The organism is Halorubrum sp. Atlit-26R (genome assembly GCF_003666015.1).
Lineage (GTDB): Archaea > Halobacteriota > Halobacteria > Halobacteriales > Haloferacaceae > Halorubrum.
The window spans coordinates 1-527 of record NZ_QPLT01000377.1; the positions used below are offsets into that span (position 1 = coordinate 1).

Here is a 527-nt window from a genome sequence, read left to right on the forward strand (position 1 = left end):
TCCTGAGAAGTATTGCGTCATTGGCCCCTGTGTAGCACGTTCCTCACAGTCTGCGTCAGCGTCGTCATAACTGATTAGCGACGATACAGTAGTCGCCTGCGATGACAGATTGTTTACCAAAATGTTTTGAAAATCCACAAAGTATATGGACAAATATCCACTTCGCAAAAATGAAAGCCCACCACCGGACGCCCAACCAAATCCTGGATGCAGAATCCCCGCATCCATAGTAATTCTCGGGAGTAGTCCGGCTCCCGTCACCAGCCCTAAGTCAAGCCGTCGCTCTCAGGCGAGGCCGAAAGAATGCACGTGCTCCCGATGTACGTCCGACCAAAGAGCAAGCACCGGTGTAAAACCATAGAACCGCAAGCAAACCACCACGACAATCAACAGTAAACACCTATGACAAACCAATCCAATCGCGTTAGACAACTCAATCAAGCAAAAGACGTAATCGCTGACTTGGAAGCCGAACTTGACGCCAAAATGGGTAGGGCTCGATCCCAACTTCGTACAGCAAGCAGTTC

General features: G+C 49.7%; 1 protein-coding gene. It reads right to left on the reverse strand.

All coding sequences use genetic code 11. The annotated features are described in order from the left end of the window. A partial coding sequence (locus tag DVK07_RS24090; protein WP_233565582.1) for a hypothetical protein occupies nucleotides 1–228 on the reverse strand: 228 nt, incomplete at its 3' end. Nucleotides 229–527 lie beyond the last annotated feature (299 nt).